We start from the raw sequence: 20,181 nt of genomic DNA, 5'->3' as shown, positions 1-20,181 counted from the left end.
TTGCATGAGCGGTTACTTGGCCGCCGCGCCGGAGCCGGCGCTAGCGCCGGACGGTCGCGCGATCGCATCGCTTGCCGGCGGGGCGAGCGTCGCATCGCCCGTCACCTTGATCGGCAGGCCCTGGGCCACGCGAATCGCGCCGTCGACCACCACGCGGTCGCCAGCGCGCAGGCCCGCGGTCACGAACCAGTTGTCGCCGTACCAGTCGCCGACTTCGACCACTTGCTCCTTCGCCGTCTTGCCGTCCTTGTCGACGAGCCAGACGTAGTGACTGCGCGCGCCTTGCAGCACAGCGCGCTGCGGCACGAGAATCGCGCCGGGTCGCGTCGCGCCGTACACCCGCGCGCGCACGAACTGGCCGGGGCGCAAGATGCCTTGTGAGTTCGGCAGCACCGCGCGCACGAGGAACGTGCCGGTCTCCTTGCTGTACGACGGATCGAGGAAATTGATGCGGCCGCGCTTCGGAAAGACCGAGCCGTCGGCAAGCACCACTTCCACCTCGAAGTCGCGACTGGCGGGGAACTTCAGTTGCCCCTTCGCTTCCTGGTCGCGATACCGGAGCACCTCGTTTTCGGAGAGACTGAAGTTGACCCAGATCGGATCGAGTTGCGCGACGTACGTCAGCAAGCCCGATTCGCCCGGCGTCACGTAACTGCCCTCCTGCTTTCTCGCGTAGCTGGAAAGCCCCGTGAGCGGCGTGGTGATGGTGGTGTAGCTCAGGTTGAGTTGCGCCGTCTGCACCTGTCCTTGAGCGGCGATCACGGCGGCTTCGGCTTCCTTCTCGTTGCCAACGGCGTCGTCGAGATCTTTCTTGCTGACCGCGTTCTGCTCGACGAGCGGCCGCACCCGCGCGAGGTTCGCCTTCGTCACGGTTAAGCGCGCCTGCTGTTGCGCGAGCTGCCCCTTCGCGGTCTGCAGCGCCGCTTCGAACGGCCGCCGGTCCATCTGGAAGAGCGTCTGCCCGGCATGCACGAGCGAGCCTTCGACATAGAGCCGCTTGTCGAGAAAGCCTTCCACGCGCGCGCGGATTTCGACTTCGCGCGAACTCTGCGTCTGCGCGACGAACTCGAAGGTGACGGGCGTATCGTTGGCGCTGACCGTGAGCACGGTCACGTCGGACGGCGCGCGCTCGGGCGTCGCGGGCGCCTTTTTGCACCCGCTGACGAGGCACACTGCGACGAGCGCGGCCCCCGTCACTGCGACTGTAGCGATCGATTTAATCGTTGCCATCGTGATGATCCGCGGCGGTGAACTCACCATGAGGGTCTCCCTGCGGGAGCCGGGACGATTGACCAGTGTCTCGTCAGGGCGGCGTGCAATTGCCGAATACGACGAACGCGTCGTCGCGATTGACGAGCGAGAGCGTCATCGAGCCATCGGTCTTGTCGACGACCATCGTCCAGGCGTAACCGAGTTCCGTGCCTTGCATCAGGATCTGCTCGGTGCCCTTTTCCATCTCGCGGATCGGCGTCGTGCGTTTCGCGCCGGCAATCGTCTTGCGCTCGAAGTCGACGCGCATGAAGCGCGGCAGGCCGAGGTCGTCGGGAAGACCGCGCAGGCAGATTTCGCCGGGATCGCACGCATGCGTTTCGATCACCGCGCACAGAAGCGGCTTCGAGCCGTCGAAATCGGCGGCCGAGGCGGGCGTGAACGCCGTGGCGCAGGCGGTAACGCACACGCTGCCGCCAAGCCACGCGGCGGCCAGTGCGATTCGTCGGGATGTGGTCGGCATGGGTCGGTCTCCGCTTGGTGTGTGCCGGTTTCCGGATCGGGTCCGGCGGCCCCGCCTTCTTACTGGATCGTGTATCCGCGGCCCGACATGCACGCGGCGACCGCGCGGTTGTAAGTCGCCATCTGCTCCGACGTCTGCTGCTGCGTCGATTGCTGTTGCGCGCTGGCCTCGCGCTGGCCGCGCCGCTGGCGCGAACCGCCGGCGACCGTCCCCGTGACCGCGCCGATCGCCGCGCCCTTGCCGGCATCGCCCGCGATCGCGCCGACCGCCGCGCCCGCCGCGGCGCCGCCCGCCGCGCCCCGCACGCGTTGGCCCTGATGCCCGGGCGGCGGCGGCTGGTTGGCGCTTTGCTGCGCGAGCGCGGCCGGATCGACGCCCGTGTTCTGCTTCGCCCAGAGCTGGCACTCGGCGGTATCGGAGTTCTGCTTCTGCGGGCTCTGACCCTTCGCCGGATAGATGATCGGCTGCTGCGCGGCCGCCGCGAAAGCAAGCGTCCACACGACCAGCCCGGTACAAACGCGCCACTGTCGTTGCATGGCTCGAACCTCATGAGAAGGATCGCGGGCGATGCGCCCGCGTGCCGTGTCGGGGCTGCGGCGCAGAGCGACGGTCTCGCCGGACGCCGCCGCATTCACTCCGAATAGTGGTTGCTGCGTTTGCCTAAAACAATTGGCCTTTGGTCCAATAGAACGAGCCGGCGCGCGCTCGCCTCAGGGCGTCGCGCCGATGGCCGCGCGCACTGCGTCGATGAGGGTCGCGTCGTTGAAGGGCTTGGTGATGTACGCGGCGGCGCCCGCTGCGAGCGCCTGTTCGCGGATGCCGGGCTCGTCGTGCGCGGTGATGAAGATCACCGGGATGCCGCTGCCCGCGAGGCGCTGCTGCACGTCCAGTCCGCCGATGCCCGGCATCTGGATGTCGAGCACGATGCAGTCCGGGCGGCGCAGGGGCGCGGCGTCGCGGGCATCGAGGAAATCCTCACCGGACTTGTACGTTTCCGACGCCAGCCCGATGGAGCGCAGCAACCGCTTGATGGCGCGACTCACCGATTCGTCATCGTCCACGACTGCGACGAACGGTTTGGCTTCGGTCATGGCGAATATTCCCCGCACAGGCGAACACATTACGCAAACGCGCTTCGACGCTTGTTGCAAGCCTATGACAGCGCGCCGCCGCGAGATATTGGACTTTGGTCCAAGCGAAGCGGCGGACCTCTTGTCGGCGATCCGCGCGCGGATGTCTGACGCGGCATTGGAAGCCGTACCGGAAATCGCCCGAACATTTGTACCGGTACTGTACAGATGACAATCGCTACACTTGGCCGAGGAGTTCGGTTCTCGACTCCATTCCGAGCCAAGGAGTGCCACCGCCATGCCCGCCGAACTGTTGAGCGCCCTCCCCGCCGCCGTGCTCTTCGCACTGGTGACGACGATCACGCCCGGCCCGAACAACACGATGCTGCTCGCCTCGGGCGTCAACTTCGGCCTGAAGCGCACGGTGCCGCATCTGCTCGGAATCAGCGCGGGCGTCGCGTTCCTGATGCTCGCGGTCGGTCTCGGGCTCGCCGAGGCCTTTGCGCGCTTCGCGTGGCTCTACACGGTGCTCGAAACCCTGAGCGTCGTGTATCTGCTGTATCTCGCGTGGAAGATCGGCACGTCGACGTCGGTGCAGATGCGCGACGGCGAGCGCCGTCCGATGCGCTTTTACGAGGCTGTCGCATTCCAGTGGATCAACCCGAAGGCCTGGATGATGGTGCTCACCGCCGCCACGACCATCCACCTGCACGCGAGCCTTTCGCTCAACGCCGCGCTGATGGCGCTCGTGTTCATCGTAGTTGGTTTGCCGTGCATCACGATGTGGGCTGCGTTCGGCATGTCCATGCGCCGTTTTCTCAGCCGGCCGCGCTGGCTGCGCATGTTCAATCTCACGATGGCGGCGCTTCTCGTGTTTTCGCTTTATCCGATCGTGCAACGCGCATTCGATTGACGGCGCGTTGCGCAACGGCGAAGCCTTCGGAAGCCGCATCGAAAACAAACCCTACGACGAACTGTCACACGCCTCTTTATCGGTGCGTCGGACCGGTGCATACTGGGTCGTGCGCGTCGGCCAAGCAAAATATGCAGTCCTGTTTGCAAAATTGGGGCTGCATTTTTCTCTGTCGTTCCAATCATCCGTCGATGCCGCTGGATGCGGCCCATCCGCCGGCGTGTACAGCCCTTGCTTGCATCGTTCATTCGCGCCGTCCTGGCGCGGCTTTGAAATCTGTTCAAGGAGTACGCCATGTCTGGAGCCAATCGCCCGTCCGGTCCCGCAACACGGAAGTCCCTGGATCTCGCCGATCAAATCGAACGCGATGAACTGGAGAACAACCTGCCGGATGCGCTGAATAACGTCGACGACGACGATTTCGACGACGAATCCGACTCCGATAGCACGCCGGGCCGCTAGCCCGAGCCTGGATGCGCGCCCCGGGGCGCGCCGCTCCGCACTGCGAATAGCCGCATGAGCCGCGAGGCCGTGCGGCTTTTTTGCGGGGTTTTTATTCGGCATGCTTCGGGATAAGCGGCGCACGCTCGTGAGGGAGCCAGCCAGGCACACACGTTGCTTAGTGCTTCGTGCCGCCGGTTCGCGCGCGGCATAACTGATAAACCGATGCGGCGACACCGTCAGCCCGCACGCGAATCTCACCGACAAATCGATCCTGTGGAGGGCTTCATGCTTCGATACGCAGTCATCTTCTTCATCATCGCGATCATCGCGGCATTCTTCGGCTTTGGCGGCATTGCGTCGGGGGCGACGGAAATCGCGAAGATCCTGTTCTTCATCTTCATCGTGATCTTCCTCGCGACGTTGCTGCTCGGCGTCTTCAGGCGATGACGATGTGAGCGTTGGCGGCTTGCGGTAAGCGCTGCCATCGGGTTGAAAAAAGCGCGAGCAAACTCGCGCTTTTTTCTTGTGCGCCCGATTATCGGAAACCGATTTCCGCCGCGTCGATCGCGTGTATCGGCACGCCAAAGCTGCGCAGATTGCAGACCGTGGCGTTTTCGTGCGCGCGGATTTGCGCGCCGGTTGCATGCGGTTTGTCGACCGTCGTGTGCGCGTCGGCGACGAGCGTCACCGCGAAACCTTTTGCCAGCGCGGACCGCGTCGTCGTATCGACGCAGAATTCGGATGCGTAGCCACAGATGAACAGCGCGCGCACATCGAGCGACGTGAGCACGTCGGCCAGATTCGTGCGCAGGAACGAATCTGGCGTCGACTTGCGAACGCGATGATCGTCCGCCCGGGCATCCAGCCGCGGATCCAGTTGCCACGCCGGCGCGCCGAACGCGAGCGCGCTGTCCGGCGTCTCGTGCTGGACGAAAATGACCGGCACGTGCGCTTCCCGCGCTCGCTGCGTCACCGTATTGATCCGCTCGACAACCGCGTCTGCTTCGAACGGACGCGGCGTTGCGTCGAAAAGTCCGCGTTGCACATCAATGATCAACAATGCTGCATTCATACCATCGCACTCCCTTGTTAAATCCACTTCGTTAAGAACTTCCACAACGCGTCGTCACCCGAATACGGCACGTTGAACCTGAACCACGCGCTCGCGGCGTCGCCGGGGCGAAAGTACGAACCCGGCGCGAGCCAGATGCCGTCGGCGAGCGCGCGCGTCGCGATTTCAGCCGCCTGCTCAGGTTCGATCGCGAGCCGCGCCCACACGAACAGTCCCGCGCGCGGCCGGTGGAACAGTTCGAGCCCGAGCGAATCCATCCGCTCCTCGACGAGCGCATGCGCTTCCTTCAGCTTCTCGCCGATGAACTCGACGTGCCGCGCATAGCGTCCCTCGGTCAGCACCTTCTCGACGATGCGCTCGGTCGTCGCCGACGACGTCAGTCCCACCGCCATCTTTGTGCGCGCGAGTTCGCGCAGCACGTCGCGTTCGGCGACGACGTAGCCGCAACGCAGCGCCGGCGTGATCGTCTTCGCGAAGCCACCGACGTAGACCACGCGCTTCAGTCCTTCCATCGCCGCGAGCAACGGCGCGCCGGGCGGCGCGAGTTCGCGGTTCACGTCGTCCTCGACGACCCACAAGCCGTGCCGGTCCGCGATCTGCAACAGCCGGAACGCCGACGCCATGCCGAACGTCGCGCCCGTCGGGTTCTGCAGCGTCGTGTTGAGGAAGACGGCTTTCGGCCGATGCTCGACGACGAGCCGCTCGAACACGTCGGTGTCGATGCCCGCCGCCGTGCGCGGCACGCCGAGCACCGTGAGCCCGGCAAGCTGCAGGATCTGCAGCAGATTGCAGTAGCACGGATCTTCGACGACGACCGCATCGCCCGCGCGCAGCAGCGTGCGCACGACGAGGTCGAGCGCCTGCGTGGCGCCCGCGGTGAGCAGCACGTTCGATGCGGCATCGATCGGCAGGCCGTGGCGGTCGAGATGCTCGGCGATCCGCTCGCGCAACGGCGCGAAGCCATAGGGATGCCCGTAGTCGGCCATGCGCGCGGCCGGCACGCGGCTGACCGCGCGCAGCGCGTGATGCAGCCCGCTTTCGTTGACCCACTCGTTCGGCAGCCAGCCGCACCCGGCCTTGATCGGCACTGAATGATCGGCGAAGACGTCCGAGAGCAGCCAGGTCGCGTTCAGGCTCGGCGGCTGCCATTCGACGGCCCGCGCGCGCTCCGCCTGCAAGCGCGCCGCCACGCGATACCCGGAGCCGCGCCGCGCGACCACGAGCCCCATCGACACCAGCCGCCCGTAGGCCTCGGTGACGGTAAACGTGCTCAGTTGCTGCGCCTCGGCAAAGCGCCGCACGGACGGCAAGAGCGCGCCCGGGCGCAGCGTCTCGGCCTCGATGGCGGCGGCGAATGCCTGCACGATCTGTTCGACCAGCGTCGGCGCCTGCGCGCGGTCGCGTTCCAGCGAAAGTTCGATCATGGAATCGAGAATAGCGTCGCCCAATGCGACGCGCCAGTACAGTTTGCCGCATTTTGCCAGCACAGTTAACAGCGCAGTCGCTGAACTGTCTATGCCGCGCGGAATTGTCGCGGACTAGAGTGAGCGTTCTTTCCTACGAGGAGACCTGCACCATGAACGCCCGCCCCGTCATCGACGACCTCTCGTCCTTCTGGATGCCCTTCACCGCCAACCGCCAGTTCAAGGCCGCGCCGCGCCTGCTGGAAAGCGCGAAGGGCATGTACTACCGGTCGACCGACGGTCGCGAGATTCTCGACGGCTGCGCCGGCCTCTGGTGCGTGAACGCGGGACACTGCCGCGACGAGATCGTCGAAGCGACGCAAAAGGCGCTTGCCACACTCGACTTCGCGCCGACCTTCCAGATGGGCCATCCGCTGGCGTTCGAGGCGGCGTCGCGCGTGGCGAATCTGATGCCCGAAGGGCTCGACCGAATCTTCTTCACGAACTCGGGCTCCGAATCCGTCGATACCGCGCTGAAGATCGCGCTTGCCTATCACCGCGCGCGCGGCGAAGGCCAGCGCACGCGCCTGATCGGCCGCGAGCGCGGCTATCACGGCGTCGGCTTCGGCGGAATTTCGGTCGGCGGCATCGCGCCGAACCGCAAGACGTTCTCGGGCGCGCTGCTGCCTTCGGTCGATCACCTGCCGCACACGCACGACCTCGAACACAACGCGTTCTCGAAGGGCCAGCCGGCGTGGGGCGCGCATCTCGCCGACGAACTCGAACGCATCGTCACGCTGCACGATCCTTCGACGATCGCCGCCGTGATCGTCGAGCCGCTCGCGGGATCGACGGGCGTGCTGGTGCCGCCGCAAGGCTATCTGCAAAAGCTGCGCGAGATCTGCACGAAGCACGGCATCCTGCTGATTTTCGACGAAGTCATCACCGCGTTCGGCCGTCTTGGAAAGGCGACGGCGAGCGAGTATTTCGGCGTCACGCCCGACCTCATCACGATGGCGAAGGCCATCAACAACGCGACCATTCCGATGGGCGCCGTCGCCGCGCATCGCAACGTGCACGACACGGTCGTCGGCGCGGGCGCGCAGAACGCGATTGAGCTGTTCCACGGTTACACGTACTCGGCGCACCCGGTCGCGACAGCGGCGACCGTCGCGACGCTCGATTTATACGCACGCGATCGCCTGTTCGAGCGCGCGGCGTCGAAGGCGGAGAAGTTCGAATCGGCGGTGCATGCGTTGCGCGGCGCGCCTTACGTGAAGGACGTGCGCAACCTCGGGCTCGTCGCGGGTGTCGAGCTGGAATCGCGCGAAGGCGCGCCGGGCGCGCGCGCTTATGAAGTGTTCGTCAAGTGCTTCGAGGCGGGCGTGCTCGTGCGCTATACCGGCGACATCCTCGCGTTTTCGCCGCCGCTGATCGTCGAGGACGATCAGATCGATCAGATCTTCGGTACGGTTCGCAAGGTGCTCGAAAGCGTGAAGTGACGCGTTGGGGTTGTAAAAACGAATGCCGTTCAGCGTTGCGCTGAACGGCTTTTTTGTTTGCGGGCGAGCACCAGCCATCACGCTCCGATCAACACCCCCGTCCTGAACGCCCGCTCGCCCGACACGCGTCCCATCGGCGCGCCCGCGTAGGCAAAGCGAATCGCACGCCGCATATAGAACACGCCGTCGTTCTTCGTGGTCACGGTCGTGACGGCGTCCGTCAACGGATCGACGATATCGAACACGGGATCGCCCGCCTTCAAGAAAGCGCCGACGTTCGCCCGATACACCACCACGCCCGCCGCCGGCGCGACGAACTGCTCGCTGCCCGCAAGCGGCGTCGCCGGATGCAGCAACGGCGGCAACGCGCGCGCCTCGCCTTCGATCACCCCGCGCCGCACCAGAAACTCGACGATCGCATCCGCGTCCTGCTGCGCCGCGTCGTACGAGACGTCGCGCTGTCCGCGATGCTCCAGCGTCACCGCGATGTTCGGCGCCGCCAGCGGCGTCGTGCCGAGCAGCGCGCGCACTTCGTTCCAGAGCAGCGTGTGGATCTCATCGAACGACTGTCCGCCCGAATCGGTCGCGAGCAGCACGCCGTTCGCGCCGATATAGCGCGCGAGCGGTTCGACGTCGGGCCAGCTCGCCGGGCTCGTATACAGATGCATCGTGGCTTCGAGCGAGCAGTGCAAATCGAGGACGACGTCGGCATCGGCGGCGAGCGTGACGAGCGTCAGCCGCAGCGATTCGAATTCGTTCGTAGCGACGCTTTCGGCAAGCATCTCGCGCACGGCGCGCTGCAACAGGCGCGTGTTCGTCTGCGCGTCGCCGGTCCAGGCCGTGCCGACGCGCGCGATCAGCGCCTCGGCCGCCGGCATCGGAAAACTGCGATTGAAGTTGTGTCCGCTATTCGCTTCGAAGCGCCCCAGAAACTGGCCGAAAACATGCTGCGACAGTCCGACCGGATTCGCCACCGGCACGAGGACAACCTCGCCGCGCAGACGTCCTTCGGCTTCGAGCGTCGCGAGGCGGCGCTTGAGTTGCCACGCAGTGAGCATCGCGGGCGTTTCGTCCGCATGGAGCGACGCCTGCACATATACTTTTTCGCCCGCGCCCGGCGTGCCGAAGTGAAAGCTGACGAGTTCGCGGTTCGTGCCGAGCGTCGTCGAGACGAGCGGCGTGCGTTGGGTTTGCATCCGATGATCCTTGAGTCGAGGCGTTCAGTCGCCGTATACGTCGAAGTCGAAATACTTGCGCGCGATCTTCTGATAGGTGCCATCGGCGCGCATATCCGCGACCGCGCGATCGACCTTGGCCTTGAGCGCCGTGTCGTCCTGCCGCAGACCCATGCCGACGCCGTGATCGCCCATCGAGAGCGGCTCGCCGACGAAGGCGAAGCCCGCGCCGCGCGGCGTCTTCAGGAAACCGTGCTCCGCTTCCACCGAGCCGAGCAACGCGGCATCGATGCGGCCTGCCATGAGATCGTTGAACACGCCCTCCTGGCTCTGATACGCGACCACTTCGACGCCGCCCGGTTGCCAGTTCTTGAGCGCATAGGTTTCGAACTGACTGCCGCTCTGCACGCCGATGCGCTTGCCGCGCAGGCCCTGCGCGCTAGCGGTGAGCGGCGCGCCGTTCTTCGCGATCAGCCGCGACTTGAACTGGAAGAGCTTAGTGGAGAACGCGATCTGCTTCATGCGCTTGTCGGTGATCGCCATCGACGACATGATCCCGTCGATCTTGCGCGCCTGCAGCGCCGGGATCATGCCGGAGAATTCGAGTTCGATCCACTCGCAATGCATCGCGATGCGGCGGCAGATTTCGTCGCCCAGATCGACGTCGAAGCCGGCGACGTGGCCGTCCGGCGTCTTGACGTCCATCGGCGGATAACCCGGGTCGATGCCGAGGCGCAGCGCGCTGGCATCGCGGGCAAGGGCAGGCGAAGCGGCCAGCGCCGCAGCGATCGTGAGAAGCGAAGCGAGTCTTTTCATGGCAGGCGGGAAGGTTCTTTTCGAGAAAACGCCTGACGATGGTACGGGCGCAAAACGCTACCAATAAGGGGCGATTTGCTTATCATGATCACTTTTCAAGATCACCGGACAGCCCGTGGATTTGACTCTCACCCAGTTGCGCATGTTCATCGCGGTTGCCGAAAGCGGCAGCCTGCGTGCGGCGGCGCGGCGTCTGAACGTCGCGCAGAGCGGCGTGACGCAACAACTGCGCAAGCTCGAAGCGAGCGTCGGCGGAGCGCTTTTCGAGCGCGGGCATCGCGGCGCGCGGCTTACGTCGGTCGGTGAACGCCTGCGTTTGCGCGCCGACGTCATCCTCGGCGAGTGCGCGCGCACCGAAGAGGAAATGCGGCAATTGCGCGGCGAATCGACGGGACACGTCGCGCTCGGGCTCGCGGCCGAGGCCACGATGCGCCTGTTCCCCGCGCTGCTCGCGAGCTATCGCGAGCGATGTCCGCGCATCGAGGTGCATCTGACGAGCGCGACTTCGCGCGTGCTGACGTCATGGGTTCGCGACGGCAGTCTGGATTTCGCGCTCGCGCTGGTGTCGCAGGAAGCCGATGTTCACGACCTGGAGACGACGCGCCTCTTCGATTCGGAAGTCTCGGTGATCGCGCGGCGCGATCACCCGCTCGCACGGGCGCGCGCGCTCGCCGATCTGCGGACGTGTGAATGGGTGAGTACGCGACCGCGCCGGGCCGTATCGGCGACGAACCGCCTCTCGATGCTCTTCGATGCCGCCGGTCTCGAACCGCCGCGCATCGCCGCCACGACCGAGGCCGTGTTCGATACGCTGCACTGCGTCGCGCACTCCGACTATCTCGCGCTCGAACCGTCGCGGCTCGCGGACCACGCGTTTTTCCGCGATTCGCTCGCCGTCGTGCGGATCGCGGAACACGCGGCCATCACGCCGGTGTGCCTCGTGCGCCGCGCGGGCGTGCCGCTCACGCCCGCTGCGCAGGAACTCGCGACGATGGCCGTCTCATTCGCCCGGATGCTGCCCGATTCCGCGCGAAGCGACCGCTAGGAACCCGACGACTCAGCGCGTCGCGTGACGTCCGGCCGCGGCCTTGCGACGGGTCGCCCAGCCCTTCTTTGCGGCGGCCGAGCGGTCGGCGGCCGAACGCCGGCTCGCGCTCGCGTGCGACTGCCGCGACAACGCCGTATGCGACGCCGCCTTCGTGCTCTCGCGCTTGAGCACGCGAGTGGAGACGGCCGAGCGCTTGCTCTTCGACTCCGTGCTCGCGCTCTTCTTCGTCTTGTGCTGGCCCGCGGCCGTGTCCTGCGCCGCCTTCTTGCGCGTGGCTTCGGACGTGGCGCCCTTCTTCGGCGCCTTGGTCTTGACGCCCGCGCGACGCGCCTCGGACAAGCCGATCGCGATCGCCTGCTTCGCGGACTTCGCGCCGTGCTTGCCTTCGCGGACGTGGTCGATCTGTTCCTTCACGAACGCGCCGGCCTGGGTGCTCGGCGACTTTCCCGCGCGCTTTGCGGCCTGCGCGCGCTCGACGGTTTTCTTCTCTGGCATGTCGACTCTCCTTCAAGAGTTCAAGTGGACTTGCAGAGCGTTTTTAGCAATGGACGTGCCCGCGATGCGCGTGTATCGCGGGCACGGCTTTCACTGCGTCAGGCGAAGCACGCCGAGGTTGCCGGCGATCTGCTGGAAGATCGCGTCGAGGTCGTCGTTGGTCGGCGCATGGAAGTAGTCGCCCGGCGACGCGCAACTCTGCATCACCTGCTGCGCGACGCCGCTCGACGCGTCGGCGCCGAAGGTGATCGCATACACCACGATGCCCGCGTTCTTCATCGCCGTGCACACGCCGAGCTGGAATGCGTTGATGTCCGTCACCGACGACATCGACCCGTTGACGAGCGACGTGCCGTTGGTCCGCTTGAGCGTCGGCGCCTGCAGGACGTTGTTGCCGACGCCCGAGAGCCCGTTGAACGATGGCATCGGCATGATGCCGCTCGCGGTGCCGGGATCGTTCTGGCCGTCGGTCAGCACGATCGCGACGCGCTGTAACGCCTGCGTGGTTTCCGGCCGCGGCATGCTCGTGTCGGTGGAGATCCAGCCGTTGCCGGCGCCCGCCACGTTGCCCGACCAGTCCGACGACAGCATCCGCCATCCCCAGAGCAGTCCGGTCGGAATGATCGTCGAGCCGCTCGCCTGCATCTTGTTGATCGCGGTGGTGAGCGCGGTCGAATCCTGCGTGAGGAACTTCGCGGGCTGGATGCCGCACGGTCCGTTCATCGTGCCGGTCGAATTCGTGTTGCCGTTCTGGTAGAGCGTCGTGATCGTGGGCTTGTCCGTCTTCGGCTGGCCCCACAGGTTCGCGACCGTGGCGCCGTTCTTCGTGCCGCAGTAGGTCAGCGAGCCGTTGGTCTGGTAGCTGAGCGGACCGCCCATGAACGACGTCGTACCGGTCACGTTGCACTTCGTGCTGTTGTCGTAGGTCGTGACCGTGAAGCCCGCTTTCGGCACGTTGTAGTAAAACGGAGTGAAGGCCGGGATGTCCTTCGGCGCATAAGCCTTCGGATAAAGATTGCCCGACGCGTCGCGCGGCTCGACGGCACAGCCGCCCCACCCCGACTGCGTGATGGACGAATCCGGCGCCATCGAGACGTTCTTGGGGTTGTAGGCGAACTTCGGCGTCATCCAGGTTCCGCCCGACTGCAATGCACCTTTGACGTTCACCAACGTCGTGAACGGCACGAGCCCGATGTACGAATCATGGCCCGACTGGCCGAGGATGTTCGCGACGAGCCGTGCCGCCGCCGTCCTCAGCCCGGCGATCTTCGTGCCCTGCGTCTTGTCGCTGCTGGCGTAGTCCGCCATCGAGCCGGTGTTGTCGAGCACCAGCACGAGTTCGAGCGTGCTCTTCGGCAGGCGTAGCGCCGCGTTGGACGCCGTGACGGTCGAGACATCCGGCGTGTTGCCTGACCCTGAACCGGAGCCGGAGCCGCTGCCCGTCGTATTGGTGCCGAAGAAGACCGGTGCGAGCAGCGGCATCGAACCCGAAGCCGAGAGCTTGATCGTCTGGCCGGCGGCGGGCGTGCCGCTCACGGTCGCGGAGAACTTGTTGTCGGGCATCACGAGGTCGAGATAGCCCTTCGGCATGTTGGCGTCGTAGTACGCGCGGGCGTCCTTCTGCCAGTTCGCGAGATCGCTGCCCGAAGTGCTCGCGTAGTGCGAGAGATCGGCGCCGGCCGAAAGCGTCGCGACGTCGAGCGCCATCTGCATGCGCGCCTGCGTCATCTCGTAGTGGATCGTGTCGAGCGCGGTGCACATCGCGCCGATCATCATGCTCGCGCAGACCGCGAGGATCATCGTGACCGCGCCTTCTTCGCCCTTCACGAGCGCAGCGGCGCCGCGTCCTTCGGGCTTAAAGCGGCGCCGGGATGTCATGTCGGTGCTTCGCATCATGAGGCGGCCTTGAGCAGGAGCGGCTGCCCGTCGCGCTGACGCACGTAGACGCGCTGATAGATCGTCTGCTTGCCGGGTGCGTTGGTCCAGAACGGCGCGGTCATCGCGAACGGCGTGTACGAATAGAACACCTCGACGACGACCGCCGAGTCGCCGCTGCGAAACGGCCAGGTCTTCGGCAGGACGCTCGTCTTCGTGACGAACGAGGTCATGCCCGAAGCGGTCCACGGCGCCTTGCGCTGCCAGGCGATCTGGGCCGTGCCCGCGCCCCAGGTCTGGCTCGGCGGCAGGATCGGCGTGGTGCAGGCGGTGCTCTGGTCGCACACCGAGGTCACGATCACACCGCCCTTGGCCTGCAGCGCGTTCGGCATCGCGAGCACGGCCGCCGCGTTCCAGATCGAACCGAGGTTGTTCGAATTGCTGGTCGTGTTGTCGTCGATGACCTGCTGCATCTGGCCGATCGAATCGGCGAGCGTGAACGCCGTATGCTCGACGATGCTCACCGTGCGCATGTACAGATAGAGTTCGGTGAAGCCGAGCAGCACGAGCAGCATCAGCGGCACGATCACCACGAATTCGATCGTCACGCTGCCGCGCTCGGAACGCCACAGTCGTTCAAGCGCCCCTCCGGCTCCGGGAGGTCGTCCGCGCCGGCCAAGCTTTGCGTCAGGCGTGCGTTTCATTTTTCGTTCTGCACGATGTAGTTGCGTTGGAACGTCATCGACTTCACGCCGAAGAGCTGGGGAATGCCCGAGAAGCCCGGAATCGTCACGGCGATGTTGTAGGACACGACGTCGCCGAAATTGCCCATGTTGGCCTGATAGTTGGTGCTGCCCACGTTGTTATAGCTGCCGTAGTTCAGCGTCGTGATGGTCACGGTACCGCCGATGCTGCGCCAGCGGCCGAGCACGTTGTTCACGACCGTCTGCGCCTGATCGGCGCGCGTGCCGCTCGCGGGATTGGCCGTCGTCAGCCCGATGCGCGACGCCTGCTGTGCCGCGATCTGCACCGATGCATCGACGATCATGTCGAGCGCCATCTCGAGCGTGCCGAGCACGAGGATGAACACGACCGGCGCGACGAGCGCGAATTCGATCGCGGACACCCCGCGGATGTCACGCCAGAGGCGCGCGACGAAGCGCTGCGTCATCGCAGGCTCGCTGCCTGGATCGGCGTGGCTTGCACCGGTGCGACGCGGGCGGGCGGCGCCGCCGACGATACCGCGTTCGCCGCGTTGCCGGCCGGCCTGTTCAGATACGCGCGCTGGATCTCGTAGTAGCGCAGGTTGTCCTGTACCGATGCCTTCGGCAGATCGCGCGAGAGGATTTCCGCCGCCGCTTCCGTATTGCCGAGGAGGCCGTAGGCCAGCGCGAGATTCTGGCGCGCCTGCGGCGGCGCGGCCGGATAGCGCGTCACGTCGAGCAGCACGTTCGCGCCTTCGCGTGGATTGCCCGCGAGAATCAGCGAGAGGCCGAGATTGACCGACAGAAGCGGATCGCCCGGATTGGCGTTCAGCGCCTGACGCAGCAGCGCCTGCGCACCGGCGTGATCGCCGCTCAGGTCGAGCGCCGCGCCGAGTCCCGCGGACGCGAGCGGATCGTTCGGCGCCAGGGCAAGCACGCGCCGGTAAGTGGCGGTCGCATCGTCGAAGCGGCGCTGATGGATCGCCACTCGCGCGATGCCGATGAGCGGTGCCGTTGCGTTCGGATCGCCCTGGCTCGCGCGCTGGTAGTAGACGTTCGCGCGCGTGAAGTCGCCGACTGCGTAGAGCGTGTTGCCGAGCCCCGTCAATCCCGGAACCGATTTCGGGTCGGCCTGCACGGCCTTTTCATAGAGGCTCGTCGCGAGTTCGAAGTTGCCGGAATCGAGCGCGGTGTCCGCAATGCGCAGCTCGCTCATCGTGCTGGGCGCCGTGTTGCGCATGACGGGACGCGTGTCGGTGACCTGGCGCGTCGTCGTCGTGCACGCCGCGGCCGCGAGCATCAATGCCGCGCCGCAGGCCGTCATCACGATGCGGCGGATTGCTTCGGTTGAGTTCATTTCGATTGCCCTGCGATAAAGGCGAGAAGTTGAATGACGGCCGGGCCGGCTGCGATCGCGATGATCGCGGGAAGAATGAAGAGCATCATCGGCACGACCATCTTGGGTGCGAGCTTCGCGGCCTTTTCCTCCAGCGACACGATGTGCGCGAGCCGTTCCGTGCGCGAAAGCGTGCGCAGCGCCTGCGTGATCGGCGTGCCGTAGCGCATCGATTGCGTGAGCGTCGAGATGAGCGCGCGGATCGAAGGCAGGTCGATGCGTTCGGCGAGACCATGCAATGCGCGCGCGCTGTCGCCGGAGAGCTTCAGTTCGTCTGCGGTCAGCGAGAACTCGTCGGAGAGCGGCGGACAGATGGACTTCATTTCGTCCGCGACGCGCCGGATGCTCACGCCGAGGCTGTTGCCCGCGTTCGTGCAGATCACGAGCAGGTCGAGCGCATCGGGCAGGCAGCCGGCCATCGCCTTGCGCCGCCGCGACGCTTGAAACGCGACCACGTACTCGGGCAGGATCATGCCGACCACGAACACCATCAGCATCGCGATGCCGCGTCCCGCCGGATATTCGCCGACGACCGGAATGTGCGAGCCGAGCATCACGGTCAGCGCGGCGCACACGAGGCCCACGCAGAACTTGACCGCGAGCAGGATCGACACCGCGACGCTGCTGCGATAGCCGCTGCGCACCATTTCCTTTTGCAGCTTGAGGCGATAGCCGGCGTCGAAGAGCGGAATCTTGTCGCCGATTCTTGCGAGCCGGCGCAGGAGCCGCGTGCGGAAGCCCGCTTGTTCGTCCGCGTCGGCGGCTTCGGACCGGTCGTTGCGATGCGTGAGCGCGGCGAGACGCGCGCGCTCGGCGATGCGGCCGCGCCGGCCGCCGTGCTTGGTCGCCCACCAGATCGCGAGCACCGCGAACAGCGCCAGCAGCATCAGCAGGTTGATCAGCGTTTCGACGTTTTCCGGAGTCATCGCGAGGTATCCAGCTTCGACATCTTCTTGATCACGAAGAGGCCGCTGACGATCGAGATCACGCCGAACGTGAGCAGCTTGCGGCCTGCCTCGGTATCGAAGAGCACCATCAGATAGTCGCGGTTGGTCGCATACATCGACAGCATGATGACGATCGGAATCGCGGCGAGAATCTTGGTCGTGATGCGCGCTTCGCCGGTGAGCGCCTTCGTCTTCAGGCGGATTTCGCGGCGCGTACGCACGATGCCCGCGAGGTTTTCGAGCGTCTCGCCCAACTGTCCGCCGGTTTCGCGCTGCAACAACAGACAGACGCTGAAGAACGAAAAGTCCGCGATTTCGATGCGCTTCACGGCCACCGCGAGCACTTCTTCGAGATCGAGACCGACCTGCAGCGAATCGCCCATCAGCTTGAACTCGGTGCGCAGCGGTTCCGGACATTCGCTCGCGGCCGTGCTGATCACTTGCGTCACCGGCACACCGGCGCGCACGGCGCGCACGATCAGGTCGATCACATCGGGGAAGCCATCGAGAAAGCGCTTGCGAAAGCGCTCGACGAGGAAACGGTAGGCCTGCATCGCTCCGAAAACCGGCAGTCCGAAGATCAGCAGCGGTCCCGCGAAGGCAGGCAGCGGCATGAAATGCGTCATCAGCAGCGCGACGATCTCGCCTGCCAGCGCCACGCCGACCACGACCTTTAGTCCCTGAGTCGACGCCACTGTCTTGAGCCGCACCATCTTCGGGCCGAACCAGCGGCTCAAGACGTTATCGTGGCGGCTGATCTTGAACAGGTCGGCGTCGCGCCGCGCGCCGTCCTTGACGCGCACGACCTGCTGCGAAAACGACTGTTGCATGCGCGCGTGAATGCGCGCGTGCGGCTGATGATTGCGCATGTCCTGCACGGTCAGCACCATCACGCCGATGAGCAGCACGACGACAAACGAACAGAGGGTGATGAGGTTGACCATGTTCATGGCGTCATCGCTTCGAGGAGCGCGTCTTCGAGGCCGTAGTACGCCGCGCGCTGCGCGAACGCCGGCCGCACCGCCGCCGATTCATACGTGCCCTTCACTTCCTCGCTGTACGCGCTCGCGTCATAGCGGAACGTGAAGAGGTCCTGCGTGATGATCACGTCGCCTTCCATGCCGACAAGTTCGGTGATGCGCGTGACGCGCCGCATGCCGTCGCGCATCCGTTCGATCTGCACGATCAGGTGCACCGCGCTTGATATCTGACGACGGATCGAGAGCAGCGGCAGGTTGCCGTTCGCCATCATCACCATACTTTCCAGACGCGTGATACCGTCGCGCGGCGTGTTCGCGTGGATGGTCGTCATCGAGCCGTCGTGGCCCGTGTTCATCGCCTGCAACACGTCGAAGGCTTCGGCGCCCCGCGTTTCGCCGAGGATGATGCGGTCCGGGCGCATCCGCAGCGCGTTGCGCACGAGGTCGCGCTGCGTCACGGCGCCGAGTCCCTCGGCGTTTTCGGGGCGCGTTTCCAGGCTCACGACATGCGGCTGCACGAGTTGCAGTTCGGCCGCATCTTCGATGGTGACCGTGCGCTCGCCGAGCCCGATGAAGTGCGAGAGCGCGTTGAGCAGCGTCGTCTTGCCGGAGCCCGTGCCGCCCGACACGATCACGTTGAGCCGGCAGGTGCTGGCGAGCTTGAGCACGTTCGCCATCGCTTGCGACATGTTGCCTTGCTGCGCCATCCGGTGCAGCGTGATGTTGCGCTTCGAAAACTTCCGGATCGAGATCGACGCGCCGTGAATCGCAAGCGGCGGGAGCACGACGTTGACGCGGCTGCCGTCCGCGAGACGCGCGTCGACCATCGGGCTGCTTTCGTCCACGCGCCGTCCGACGCCCGCCGCGATCCGCTGCGCCACGTTGATCACGTGCGCGTTGTCGCGGAACTTGCATTGCGTCAGTTCGAGCCGGCCGTGCCGTTCCACATAGACCTGATCGGGACCGTTCACGAGGACGTCGGTGATGGTTTCGTCGGCGAGCAGCGGTTCGATCGGGCCGAGCCCGAACATGTCGTTCAGCAGTTCGCCGACGATCTGCCCCTGCTCCGCGAGCGTGACGTTCAGGCGCTCGCGTTCCGCGACTTCCAGCACGAGTTGCTCGACGCCCGGCTTCATCTGCTCGCGCGTCTTGCCGACCGCCGCCGACGCGTTCATCGCCGTGAACACGCCGTTGCGGATCAGCTTGAAGAGATCGGAGCGGACCAGCGTCTCGCCGCCTTCCGGTGCCGGTGCGCGTACCGGCGCAGGCTCCGCCGGCTTCGGCGCGAGCGTCGTCACCGTGGCGGATTCGGCGGCCGGCGGTGCTGCGTCGTCGAAGGCATTCCGCGAAATCTGCTTCTGCCCGAACATTACTTCCTCCCCAGCCTGAACTTGCGGAGGAACTTGCGCTCGACGGCCGTATGCTGCCCAGTCAGATCGCTCGCGATACGCGCGACGGCCTGGTTGAAACCGGTCTGCGACTTTTCGAGCGGCGCCTCGCCGAGGTTCTCGGCCGTCGCGATCGCCTTGGTTTCGAACTGCACCTCGTGCAGCACCGTGCGACCGACCGCCGACATGAAGTCGGCGACCTGCACCTTGCCGGAGCTCGCCGCATTCGGGTTGTTCAGCAGCAGCGAGGTGGGCGGATTATTGTCGCGATCCTCGATGAAGCGCAGAAGGCGAATCGTCTCGCGCGTCGAATGCACCGAGCGGTCGACGACCAGATACACGCGCGACGCCTGGTCGAAGGCCTCTTGCGCAAGCGACCCGCCCGGGTTGCCGACATCGAGGATCACGTAGTGAAAGCTGTCGCACAGCAGTTCGACTACGCGCTTCAGGGCGCCCGGTTCGAATTGCTTCTCCGTGCCGTAATCGAGATCGGCGGACAGCACGTAGAGCCGGCTACCCTTCGCGACCAGCGTGCGCTCGACGTACTGCGGGTCGAGCCGGCGCACGTTCTGCAGCACGTCGATCAGACCGTTGTTGCTCGTGAGGCCAAGCATGCCGTTCGCCGCGCCGCCGCACAGGTTGAGGTCGACGTAGGCGACGCGCCGGTGCGTGTCTTCCGCGAGGTGGCGCGCGAGATTGAGCGCCAGCGTGGTCACGCCGACGCCGCCGCGCGTGCCGGCGAACGCGATCGTCTTGCCTGCGCGAGCGAGCGTCACCGGGCTCACCTTGCCCTCGGAGACATTGACCGTGCGCTTGAGCAGCTCGACCGTCAGCGGTTTCACCAGATAGTCGCGCACGCCGATCTTCAGGAGGCTGCGAAACAGGCCGACGTCGTTGCGCTCGCCCAGTGCGACTACCTGCACCGACGGCTCGCACACTTCCGCGAGGCGCCCGAGATCCGACAACGGCATCACCGAATTCTGCAAGTCGACGAGCAAAAAGAGCGGCGAGCGTTCGATCTTCGACAGGTACGCGATGGCATCGTCGACGCCGCCCATCGCGATATGCACGTGCGGCATCGCCTGTTCGAGAACGAAGCTCTTCAGGACCTGCTCGGTCTTGCGATCGGAGACGAACGCGATGAAATCCGCGACGCGCACACCGCTCTTCGGCTTCAGGAAACTCAGTTCTGTCGTGCTCATGGTCTTCTTCTTCGAGAGT

The 20,181-nt window shown here is 65.6% G+C and carries 22 protein-coding genes; 5 read left to right on the top strand and 17 right to left on the bottom strand.

The features are described 5' to 3' along the window. Positions 1-12: 12 nt before the first annotated feature. The 4 genes from AWB66_RS20660 to AWB66_RS20645 form a co-directional block, all read right to left on the bottom strand. Positions 13-1,230, bottom strand: a complete 1,218-nt coding sequence (locus AWB66_RS20660) for an efflux RND transporter periplasmic adaptor subunit (RefSeq protein WP_087632119.1) — start codon at positions 1,228-1,230, stop codon at positions 13-15. A 73-nt stretch (positions 1,231-1,303) separates the two neighbouring features. Further along, positions 1,304-1,732: a hypothetical protein gene (locus AWB66_RS20655; protein ID WP_235021182.1), complete on the bottom strand. Its 429-nt coding sequence runs from the start codon at positions 1,730-1,732 to the stop codon at positions 1,304-1,306. 59 nt (positions 1,733-1,791) lie between these two features. Then, the gene (locus tag AWB66_RS20650; RefSeq protein ID WP_087632039.1) at positions 1,792-2,268 is read right to left on the bottom strand and encodes a YMGG-like glycine zipper-containing protein; all 477 of its coding nucleotides are present in this window, start codon (positions 2,266-2,268) and stop codon (positions 1,792-1,794) included. Positions 2,269-2,442: 174 nt separating this feature from the next. After that, complete coding sequence (locus AWB66_RS20645) at positions 2,443-2,823, bottom strand: response regulator transcription factor (protein WP_087632038.1); 381 nt, start codon at positions 2,821-2,823, stop codon at positions 2,443-2,445. 277 nt (positions 2,824-3,100) lie between these two features. On the opposite strand from AWB66_RS20645, the gene AWB66_RS20640 reads away from it, so the two are divergent. The 3 genes from AWB66_RS20640 to AWB66_RS20635 all read left to right on the top strand — a co-directional run bounded on the left by AWB66_RS20640 (position 3,101) and on the right by AWB66_RS20635 (position 4,606). Then, positions 3,101-3,715, top strand: coding sequence for a LysE family translocator (locus AWB66_RS20640; protein WP_087632037.1), 615 nt, complete (start codon positions 3,101-3,103; stop codon positions 3,713-3,715). A gap of 294 nt (positions 3,716-4,009) precedes the next feature. Continuing rightward, positions 4,010-4,177 (top strand): hypothetical protein, encoded by a 168-nt coding sequence (locus AWB66_RS33730; protein ID WP_159462923.1) that lies wholly within the window; start codon positions 4,010-4,012, stop codon positions 4,175-4,177. 267 nt (positions 4,178-4,444) lie between these two features. Beyond that, a complete protein-coding gene (locus AWB66_RS20635) occupies positions 4,445-4,606 on the top strand; it encodes a DUF1328 family protein (protein WP_031363615.1) in 162 nt (53 codons plus the stop codon). Positions 4,607-4,694: 88 nt separating this feature from the next. On the opposite strand, the gene AWB66_RS20630 is transcribed toward AWB66_RS20635, so the two are convergent. Next, positions 4,695-5,231 carry a cysteine hydrolase family protein gene (locus AWB66_RS20630; RefSeq protein ID WP_087632036.1) on the bottom strand — a complete coding sequence of 179 codons (537 nt, stop codon included), beginning with the start codon at positions 5,229-5,231 and terminating at the stop codon, positions 4,695-4,697. Between the two features lie 17 nt (positions 5,232-5,248). After that, entirely contained in the window at positions 5,249-6,655 is a 1,407-nt protein-coding gene (locus AWB66_RS20625; RefSeq protein WP_087632117.1) for an aminotransferase-like domain-containing protein, read from the bottom strand. Between the two features lie 152 nt (positions 6,656-6,807). Between AWB66_RS20625 and AWB66_RS20620 the strand changes: the two genes are divergently transcribed. Next, positions 6,808-8,136: an omega-aminotransferase AptA gene (locus tag AWB66_RS20620; RefSeq protein ID WP_087632035.1), complete on the top strand. Its 1,329-nt coding sequence runs from the start codon at positions 6,808-6,810 to the stop codon at positions 8,134-8,136. 77 nt (positions 8,137-8,213) lie between these two features. Here AWB66_RS20620 and AWB66_RS20615 read toward each other — a convergent pair whose 3' ends face one another. Then, positions 8,214-9,332 carry a succinylglutamate desuccinylase/aspartoacylase family protein gene (locus tag AWB66_RS20615; RefSeq protein ID WP_087632034.1) on the bottom strand — a complete coding sequence of 373 codons (1,119 nt, stop codon included), beginning with the start codon at positions 9,330-9,332 and terminating at the stop codon, positions 8,214-8,216. 24 nt (positions 9,333-9,356) lie between these two features. Next, positions 9,357-10,127 carry a transporter substrate-binding domain-containing protein gene (locus tag AWB66_RS20610; RefSeq protein WP_087632033.1) on the bottom strand — a complete coding sequence of 257 codons (771 nt, stop codon included), beginning with the start codon at positions 10,125-10,127 and terminating at the stop codon, positions 9,357-9,359. A 115-nt stretch (positions 10,128-10,242) separates the two neighbouring features. On the opposite strand from AWB66_RS20610, the gene AWB66_RS20605 reads away from it, so the two are divergent. Next, on the top strand, positions 10,243-11,172 hold the full coding sequence (locus AWB66_RS20605; RefSeq protein ID WP_087632032.1) for a LysR family transcriptional regulator: 930 nt from the start codon (positions 10,243-10,245) through the stop codon (positions 11,170-11,172). A 12-nt stretch (positions 11,173-11,184) separates the two neighbouring features. On the opposite strand, the gene AWB66_RS20600 is transcribed toward AWB66_RS20605, so the two are convergent. The 9 genes from AWB66_RS20600 to AWB66_RS20560 all read right to left on the bottom strand — a co-directional run bounded on the left by AWB66_RS20600 (position 11,185) and on the right by AWB66_RS20560 (position 20,162). Next, complete coding sequence (locus tag AWB66_RS20600; protein WP_087632031.1) at positions 11,185-11,670, bottom strand: DUF6496 domain-containing protein; 486 nt, start codon at positions 11,668-11,670, stop codon at positions 11,185-11,187. A 90-nt stretch (positions 11,671-11,760) separates the two neighbouring features. After that, positions 11,761-13,566, bottom strand: a complete 1,806-nt coding sequence (locus tag AWB66_RS20595) for a TadE/TadG family type IV pilus assembly protein (protein WP_235021181.1) — start codon at positions 13,564-13,566, stop codon at positions 11,761-11,763. Beyond that, positions 13,563-14,153, bottom strand: coding sequence for a TadE/TadG family type IV pilus assembly protein (locus AWB66_RS20590; RefSeq protein WP_235021180.1), 591 nt, complete (start codon positions 14,151-14,153; stop codon positions 13,563-13,565). Before AWB66_RS20590 ends, AWB66_RS20595 begins: the two co-directional genes overlap by 4 nt. 92 nt (positions 14,154-14,245) lie before the next feature. Next, a complete protein-coding gene (locus AWB66_RS20585) occupies positions 14,246-14,716 on the bottom strand; it encodes a TadE/TadG family type IV pilus assembly protein (RefSeq protein WP_087632029.1) in 471 nt (156 codons plus the stop codon). Beyond that, positions 14,713-15,606: a tetratricopeptide repeat protein gene (locus tag AWB66_RS20580; protein WP_087632028.1), complete on the bottom strand. Its 894-nt coding sequence runs from the start codon at positions 15,604-15,606 to the stop codon at positions 14,713-14,715. Before AWB66_RS20580 ends, AWB66_RS20585 begins: the two co-directional genes overlap by 4 nt. Then, entirely contained in the window at positions 15,603-16,571 is a 969-nt protein-coding gene (locus tag AWB66_RS20575) for a type II secretion system F family protein (protein ID WP_087632027.1), read from the bottom strand. Before AWB66_RS20575 ends, AWB66_RS20580 begins: the two co-directional genes overlap by 4 nt. Then, positions 16,568-17,542: a type II secretion system F family protein gene (locus AWB66_RS20570; RefSeq protein WP_087632026.1), complete on the bottom strand. Its 975-nt coding sequence runs from the start codon at positions 17,540-17,542 to the stop codon at positions 16,568-16,570. The genes AWB66_RS20575 and AWB66_RS20570 overlap by 4 nt, the downstream gene beginning before the upstream one ends. Beyond that, on the bottom strand, positions 17,539-18,942 hold the full coding sequence (locus AWB66_RS20565) for a TadA family conjugal transfer-associated ATPase (protein WP_087632025.1): 1,404 nt from the start codon (positions 18,940-18,942) through the stop codon (positions 17,539-17,541). Before AWB66_RS20565 ends, AWB66_RS20570 begins: the two co-directional genes overlap by 4 nt. After that, on the bottom strand, positions 18,942-20,162 hold the full coding sequence (locus AWB66_RS20560; protein ID WP_087632024.1) for a CpaE/TadZ family protein: 1,221 nt from the start codon (positions 20,160-20,162) through the stop codon (positions 18,942-18,944). Before AWB66_RS20560 ends, AWB66_RS20565 begins: the two co-directional genes overlap by 1 nt. Positions 20,163-20,181: the final 19 nt, after the last annotated feature.

This window comes from Caballeronia telluris, from assembly GCF_001544495.1.
GTDB classification, from domain to species: Bacteria; Pseudomonadota; Gammaproteobacteria; order Burkholderiales; family Burkholderiaceae; genus Caballeronia; species Caballeronia telluris.
Note: the sequence above shows the minus strand (reverse complement) of the source record. Positions and strands in the feature narration are given on the sequence as shown.